At 49.9% G+C, this 7,700-nt stretch carries 6 protein-coding genes; 2 read left to right on the plus strand and 4 right to left on the minus strand.

Going from position 1 to position 7,700, the window contains the following annotated elements; genetic code table 11:
- Positions 1-74 precede the first annotated feature (74 nt).
- The 4 genes from KTH90_RS24155 to KTH90_RS24170 form a co-directional block, all read right to left on the minus strand.
- On the minus strand, positions 75-848 hold the full coding sequence (locus KTH90_RS24155; protein ID WP_238727573.1) for a DeoR/GlpR family DNA-binding transcription regulator: 774 nt from the start codon (positions 846-848) through the stop codon (positions 75-77).
- Positions 849-888: 40 nt separating this feature from the next.
- Positions 889-1,854 (minus strand): ABC transporter permease, encoded by a 966-nt coding sequence (locus tag KTH90_RS24160; RefSeq protein ID WP_158355520.1) that lies wholly within the window; start codon positions 1,852-1,854, stop codon positions 889-891.
- A 90-nt stretch (positions 1,855-1,944) separates the two neighbouring features.
- Positions 1,945-3,447, minus strand: a complete 1,503-nt coding sequence (locus KTH90_RS24165) for a sugar ABC transporter ATP-binding protein (RefSeq protein WP_158355519.1) — start codon at positions 3,445-3,447, stop codon at positions 1,945-1,947.
- Positions 3,448-3,647: 200 nt separating this feature from the next.
- A complete protein-coding gene (locus tag KTH90_RS24170; RefSeq protein WP_158355518.1) occupies positions 3,648-4,808 on the minus strand; it encodes a sugar ABC transporter substrate-binding protein in 1,161 nt (386 codons plus the stop codon).
- Between the two features lie 359 nt (positions 4,809-5,167).
- Here KTH90_RS24170 and KTH90_RS24175 point away from each other — a divergent pair, with 359 nt between their 5' ends.
- Together KTH90_RS24175 and KTH90_RS24180 are read left to right on the plus strand one after the other, a co-directional pair.
- A complete protein-coding gene (locus tag KTH90_RS24175; protein ID WP_238727574.1) occupies positions 5,168-6,109 on the plus strand; it encodes a ribokinase in 942 nt (313 codons plus the stop codon).
- Between the two features lie 138 nt (positions 6,110-6,247).
- Positions 6,248-7,120, plus strand: a complete 873-nt coding sequence (locus KTH90_RS24180; RefSeq protein WP_158355516.1) for an SDR family oxidoreductase — start codon at positions 6,248-6,250, stop codon at positions 7,118-7,120.
- Positions 7,121-7,700: the final 580 nt, after the last annotated feature.

Raw genomic sequence — 7,700 nt, forward strand, 5'->3', positions numbered from 1 at the left:
GGAGAACGGCCGCTTAGCAAAACCGTCCGTTTTTCGGACTCCACGCTCCCGGTGCCCCTTTCAAAAAGCTCGTCCTACACAAGAACCAATCTGGTTTTCGCTTCAATACGCTCCCGGTCCGCCTCCGGCATACCCGTGTCCGAGATCACCAGATCAATGGCTTCCCACGGAAGGCCTTCGACCAGGGTTCCCCGTGCACACTTCGTGCTGTCAAAGATAGCGATCCGCATATCACTGTTTTTGGCGTAGAGGAGCTTTGCGTCCCTGTCATCAAAGGAGACAGCTCCGATTCCGTCCCGGTTGACAATCCCTACCGACCCCAGAACGCATACGGACATGTGAATGGATTTTAGATTCTGCAATGACCAATAGCCGTAAAATCCGCGGTCTACCTCGCGCAGCTGGCCCCCTGTACAATACAGCCTCGGATTTCCCGCCTCCGCATAGATATTGGCGGCATCCAGCGAACTGGTAACGACGATCTTCGTCGGATCGCTGACCAGAAGTTTCGCCACATGCCATACGGTATTCCCGACGTCCAGCCCCACAAAGACGGAACTGCCTTCCGGCAGATGCTTGATCGTCTCTGCCGCTATACGCTCCTTTGCAGATTGGTTGGTGGTGGTCCGCACGTACATCAGATCATCCACGTAGTTAATCAGCAGATTCACCCTGCCGTGCTTACGCTCTACCATACCCTGATTTTCCATCTCGATCAGATCCTTTCGGATCGTCTCATTCGACACCTGTAGTTCCGCTACCAGATCACTCACCAGCAGCGTGTGCCGGGAGGATAAAGCCTCCAATATTTTATTCCGCCGTTCACATAATCTCTTATCTTTGGACATCCTTATCCTCCCGTACAATCATGAAATATAGTATAGTATATTATACTACTTTTTTCTTCTTTCTGGAAGCGATAGCGCCCTGGAATATTTCCAAATATGCGGCTATTATGATAACCAAACCGGTTGCCACGTACTGATAATAGGTATTGACGTTGAGTACGATCAGACCAACCTTCAGACCAGAGAAGAGAATGGCTCCAAGAACCGTGCCCAGCGCGTTGCCTCGTCCGCCCGCCATACTGGTTCCGCCGATCGCGGCGGCGGCGATGGCGTTCAGCTCCCAGCCGTTGCCTGTGGTAGGGTCTCCGGTTCCCAGCTTAGCTACCTGGATCAGGCCGGCTAATGCGGTTCCCAGCATTCCAATCGCATAAGCCATGGTCTGTGTCAGCTCCACACGCACGCCGGAAAGCCTGGCCGCTTCCATATTTCCGCCAATCGCATAGATGTATGTACCAAGACGGGTCTTGCGCAGTAAAATATAGATAAGGACTGCAAATGCGATAAATACCAGAACGGAAATTCGGATACCGCCCACAATTTTGATGTTCAGGATGTTCCGAAACGAATCGGGTACACCCAGTACCGGATAGCCTTCTGTTATAATATAGGCAGCGCCTCTGTAGACAGACATGGTACCCATGGTGGCTATAAACGGCTGGAGTTTCATCTTGGACACCAGCAGACCATTGAGCAGGCCGAATGCAAATCCTGCAAACAAGCCTACGATCAGACACAGTACCGGGTTTAACCCTTTTACCGCCATATTGGCAACAATACAGCCGGACAGTGCCAGGACGGAGCCTACAGACAGATCGATTCCTCCTGTGATAATAACCATTGTCATTCCGATGCCCATCAGGCCGTAGATCGTGGCCTGATCCAGGATATCCACGATATTACTGGAAGAGATATAGATTGGATTCAGAATACCGAAAATGATGAACATGATGGCAATTGCCGCGATGACGCTCAATTCCCGGTAATTATTCTTTATGATCTTTTTCATGGTTTCCTCCTTTTAGTGCGTTTTTCAGCACATGTAGGTATGGGTGAATATTTTCCCCGCACATATAGACATGGGTGAATACCTTTTTGTTCAACCTTGACTACCTCCCACTGCATATGTGATGATACGCTCTTCCTCAAGTTCAGAGCGGTCTAACTCGCCGACCAGCTTTCCTTCTCTCATGACCAGAACCCGGTCACTCATACCGATGACTTCCGTCATTTCGGACGATACCATGATAATGGATTTTCCCGCTGCTACGATCTCCTCCATCAGTTTGTAGATCTCCGCTTTGGCTCCGATATCAATCCCTTTTGTAGGCTCATCCATAATCAGGACATCCACATCTGTGGACAGCCATTTCGCCAGAATGACCTTCTGGGCATTGCCGCCGGACAGACTGACGGTCAGGAACTCCGGATCATTGGGGGTCAGTCCCACCGTTTCGCCTACTTTCACAGAATTTTTCTGTTTTAATGTTTCCTTTACAAATATTCCCCTGACATATTTGGTAAGGCTGGCTAAGGCGATGTTATCGGCATTGTTAAAGTTCTTCACAAACCCTTCTTCTTTCCGGTTCTCGGACACCAGCCCGATTCCCCTCTTAACCACAGTATTGGGAGTCCGGTTATGCGGCAGCGCTTTTCCGTTAAAGATGACGGTTCCCCCGGTCGTCTTATCAGCCCCGAAAATCGCCCGCATAACCTCTGTACGCATGGCGCCCACCAGTCCGAAAAATCCCAGGATCTCCCCTTTCTTAAGTTCGAAGCTGATATCATCGAACCCTGCGGGACCGCTTAAATGCTCTACCTTTAATACTGTTTTGTTCTTATCTACACAGGACGGCTTCAGCCTCTGGGCGAACATGGATACGTCACGTCCCACCATGTTCTGTACCAGATCCTCCTCCGTCGTTTCTTTCATATCCAGTGTTGTCACATATTTTCCATCCCGCAGAATACTGGCACGGTCACAGATCTCAAAGATTTCATCCATTTTATGGCTGATATAAAGGATCGTAATTCCCTGTGCTTTCAGATCCCGTATGATTTTAAACAGTGTCTTGACCTCTGAATTACTTAGGGAGGACGTAGGTTCGTCAAATGATATGACTTTGGCATTCATATACAGCGCTTTTGCAATCTGTATCATCTGTTTTTTACCGGTGGACAGTGCACCTACCCTGTCATCTGCGTTAAATGCACAGCCTAACCGGTCTAAGAGCTCCTGCGTCTCTTTTTCCATCTTTTTTCTGTTTAGCAAGGGTCCCTTTGTCGGTTCCCCGCCCAGCATCATATTCTGGGCAACTGTTAATTCAGGTATAATATTGATTTCCTGATGCACTTTCGCAATTCCGTAATTGATCGCTTCCAGCGCGTTACGAAACTTTACTTCTTCCCCTTCTATAAAAACCTTACCTTGTGTGGCCGGGAACATTCCATGCAGAATGTTCAGCAACGTGGATTTTCCCGCTCCGTTTTCACCAAGCAGCGCATGCACCTCTCCCTGCTTTACAGAAAAAGAGACATCGTCTAAAGCTTTCTGGCCCGGGAAAATTTTGGTTATGTGCTGGAACTCTATATATTTATCCATGGTCGCCGCCTTTCCCTTCTCTCTATATAGGAATAAGAATTCCGCAGGTGAAACTCTTATTTATTCAACAGTAGTTCTTTCCTATTGAATAAAATATGGGCTGCCACACTTTCCTTTTCCTGCCGTGCGACAGCCCATTATGCCTCAGCGGGCATATGTCATGGGATACTCAATGTACCGCCTGGCTTTCAGCTACCCGATTATTCAACGGTAAAGCCCTTCCATCCAAGGATTTCTTCGTTTGAAAGGTTGCAGTTATCCGCATCAACAACAGCGTGAGGAGAATAGATCTTCTCGGGTACATCCTGTCCGGATAATTTCCGTACCAACATCTCAGCTGCTACCTGAGACTGATAGAACGGGAAATCATTGATGGTTGCGCTTAATTCTCCGGCTTTTACGGAATCCAATGCCTCGCTGGTTCCATCGGTGCCGACTACCAGACACTTGCCCAGTAAATCCGCTTCTTTTACAGATTCCAATACGCCCATAGCCATGGTGTCATTGTTTGCGTAGATCGCCTTCAGATCCGGATACTGTTTCAGGATGGTAGCGGATACATCTTTCGCTTTTGTACGATCCCAGTCTGCATTCTGTGTAGCCACAACTTCAATGTCGGGATAGTTTGCTTTTATGTAATCCACGAAGCAATCGGTACGAAGGCGGGCTGCTTCCGCTGTGGGAAGGCCCTGGACAACTGCGATCTGGCCTTTGCCGCCGATCTTAGTGGCGATCCACTCTGCTGCCAGTTCTGCTGTATCCTTATGGTCTGCGCCTACGATCGGAAGATCCACATTGGCATCTTTATCATTTACACAGATCAGCGGGATCCCGACTTCTACAGCTTCCTCGATGGCTGCCGTCAGGTTGGTGTCCGCGATCGGAGCAACCATGATCCCATCGTATTTCTTGTTGATCATGTCTTTCATAACAGCTTCCTGGCCCTGTACGTCAGACTCGCCGTTTGCCGCCGCTACGGTAATGGTAATATCAAGTCCGGCTTCTTTAAGAGCTTTGCCGGCAGCCTCGGCTCCTTCTTTTTCCATTCTCCAGAACTCATTCTCCAGTGCTTTTGCGGTAAATCCGATCTGGAAAGTTTTGTCGGTTTTGGGAATCGGCCCCAGACCATCCTTAATGTCATTATACTTTACAAATTCTCCGCTTGCCGCTGCAGGTGCTTTAGATTCAGCCGGTGCCTCGGTGGCCTCCGGTTTGTCTGTAGCCGCAGGCGCTTCGCTTGCCGCCGGTGCCTGTGTTGCCGCCGGTGCCTCAGCCGGCTCCTCCGTTTTGCTGCCGCAGCCGGCAACCATGGTCACTGCCATTGCGCATACAAGTAAGACTGAAACTAGTTTTCTTTTCATTTCCGTTCCTCCCTGGGACTCTTTTATAGTTGTTTACCCTGATTTTCATGCATCCAAATTCCAATTTTTAGCAATTTTCATTGGATTTCCAATTTTTTCTATTTTAATATTGGAATTTAAGATTGCATTTCCAATCGATATGGTTATATTACCACCAGGATTATCATTTGTCAAGCAATTCATTTGTTAATTTGTACATCCAACTTTGCTTAATAGTTATCTGTATTGTGCATTTTCCAAAACATTTGCTTTTATGCCTCATTTATTATATAATACCTTTGACATTACGGAATTGGAATTCCAACTTTTAACTCATTTATATGGAATTCAACAAAATTCACGAGAAGGGAAAGAATAAGATGAAAAAGAATGTTGTAATTTTGGGAAGTATCAACTGTGATATCGTAGCTTCCGCAGATAAGCTTCCAGCCAAAGGCGAAACAGTGAGCGGCAGTTCGGTAGATATGTTCAATGGCGGAAAGGGCGCGAACCAATCCGTTCAGAGTTCGTTACTTGGCATGCCCACCAGTCTCATCGGTCAAATAGGTAATGACATGCAGGGCAAAACTGTTTTCCAGGGCCTCCTGGATAAAGGCATCGACTGCCGCTACATTCATCATTCGGACCACCACCGCACAGGCTGCGCCTCCATATACCTGGACCCCGCCGGTGACAATATGCTGGTCTATGCGCCCGGCGCGAATCACCACATCACACCAAAAATGATCGATGACGCCAGTGAAGCCATCGGTTCCGCCGGAGTCTTTTTGACCCAGACCGAGCTAAATCTGGATGCCGTCCAATACGGCCTGAAGGCCGCGCATGACCTCGGAGCGGTAACGATTTTAAATCCTGCTCCCGCTATCCCCCTGCCCGACGAGATCTATCCTCTTATCGACTTTATCACCCCCAACGAAACCGAAAGTGAAGTATACACCGGAATCCTGCGCAAAGACATGTCCATTGAATACTGGAAAGAGCAGACCGCTCGCTGGTTCATCGACCGTGGTGTCCGCAACCTGTGCATAACCATGGGTGAAAAAGGTGCCTTCTATTCCAACGGCACCGTCTCCATCAGTGTAGACGCCTTTCCAATCAAAGCCGTCGACACCACCGCCGCCGGTGATTCCTTCCATGGCGGCCTGGCCTACGGCCTAATCAACAATTACCCCATAGAGACCTGCCTGAAAATCGGCAGCGCCTGCGGCGCCCTCACCGCTATGGGTTTGGGAGCCCAAAATTCCATACAGCCTCTGGAACGTGTTCTAAGTTTCCTGGCCGAACACGGTATCCGGCTGTAAATCCCACCAGCATATCACCTTTCCGCAGAAATAATTGCTCAAAAACGCAAGCAGCAAATCTGCAGAAACAAATATCCGAGATCCCGCACCCCTGCCCTGTCCATACATACGGGATCCTTTCCAGAAAGGAACGTACACATGAGCAAAAAACGAATCCTATTAACCGGTGGCAAAGGCTTCTTCTGTTCCCGGCTGGCCGACTATTACAAAAACGATTACGAATTCCTGGTCACCGACAAAGACGACCTGGACTTTACTGACAGACAGGCCGTCCTGGACTGCGCCTCCGCCTTTCAGCCAAACCTCATCATACACGCCGGAGCCATAGCTGTCACTGACTTTTGCAACCAGCATCCGGACATTGCCCGCAAAGTCAATGTAGACGGTGCCCTCCACGTAGCCGAAGCCGCCCGCAAGGCCCACGCCCAGCTCATCTTCTTAAGCTCGGAACAGGTATTCAACGGCAACACCAACGGCGGCCCCTTCCATGAAGAAGACACTGCCGTCCCCAACACCGTCTACGGTGCCAACAAACTGGAAGCCGAGGCTCTGCTAAAAGAAATCCTGGACGAACTCTGGATCGTGCGGTTCACCTGGATGTTCGGCCTCCCCGAGCGCAACAAAAACATGTCCAATGGAATCCTCTGGGACACCCTCACCAAACTGCGCAACCAGGAGAAGATCATAGCCTCCCCCCACGAATTCCGCGGCATGGGCTACATCTACGAAACCATAGCCAACTTCCAAAAGCTCTTCGAAGCCCCTTACGGCACCTATCACATGGGAGCAACCAATAACGAGAGCCGCTACGACACCGTAAAACACATCCTGCACCTCCTGGGTCTGGACTCCAAACTGGACCAGCTCCTTAAAGAGGACACCGTCCATTATCTGGACCACAACCGTGACGTGCGCCTGGACACCACCAAAGCCAACCAGGCCGGCATGTACTGGACCGACACCCACGACGCCCTGGAACTCTGCCTGAGGGAATTTGGGATGATTCGGTGATGTTCTTTTTAAAGGGCCGGTGCTGAAGGAGAAAGAGGACGCGGCGCCGTCGGATGTTCCCGCGCAGGGCCGGCTTAAGAACGGGAGGGGCTCTGGCGCATACACATGAGGGAAAGGCGGTAAAATTACATAAGTTAGACTAACTACGGGTTTCAAAAAGCCCCTATTACATTTTCCATCACAAACTCGCCAAAATACGGCTCAAACAGTGTGATGGAAAATGGGGCTTTTTGAAACCCTCCGTAAGTCCAACTAATGTAATTTTCCCAGCCTTTCCCTCATGTGTATGCGCCGGAGCCCCTCCCGTTCTTAAGCCGGCCCTGCGCGGGAACATCCGACGGCGCCGCGTCCTCTTTCTCCTTCAGCACCTACACTGGTAAAAAAGAACATTACATTCCGCCTCAATTTTGTACCAATGCAGCAGAGAAACCGTGCGGCCCCCGGGTATTCGGTCTGGTGCCGGGGGCCTGCTGCGTCTCCCTGGGAGAGCATAGGGCGGCTGCGCAGCAGCTTAGTGAAATCGGAAAGCCGGGTTCAGGATGCACGGCGGACTTCACGTCCGACGGGCAAGAGCCTCTGA

Origin of the sequence: Diplocloster modestus (assembly GCF_019042245.1) — a bacterium.
GTDB lineage: Bacteria > Bacillota > Clostridia > Lachnospirales > Lachnospiraceae > Diplocloster > Diplocloster modestus.

What these genes read in the sequence shown, in the direction of transcription:
- KTH90_RS24155 (WP_238727573.1), bottom strand. Translation starts at nt 848, where the DNA reads ATGTCCAAAGATAAGAGATTATGTGAACGGCGGAATAAAATATTGGAG.
- KTH90_RS24160 (WP_158355520.1), bottom strand. Translation starts at nt 1,854, where the DNA reads ATGAAAAAGATCATAAAGAATAATTACCGGGAATTGAGCGTCATCGCG.
- KTH90_RS24165 (WP_158355519.1), bottom strand. Translation starts at nt 3,447, where the DNA reads ATGGATAAATATATAGAGTTCCAGCACATAACCAAAATTTTCCCGGGC.
- KTH90_RS24170 (WP_158355518.1), bottom strand. Translation starts at nt 4,808, where the DNA reads ATGAAAAGAAAACTAGTTTCAGTCTTACTTGTATGCGCAATGGCAGTG.
- KTH90_RS24175 (WP_238727574.1), top strand. Translation starts at nt 5,168, where the DNA reads ATGAAAAAGAATGTTGTAATTTTGGGAAGTATCAACTGTGATATCGTA.
- KTH90_RS24180 (WP_158355516.1), top strand. Translation starts at nt 6,248, where the DNA reads ATGAGCAAAAAACGAATCCTATTAACCGGTGGCAAAGGCTTCTTCTGT.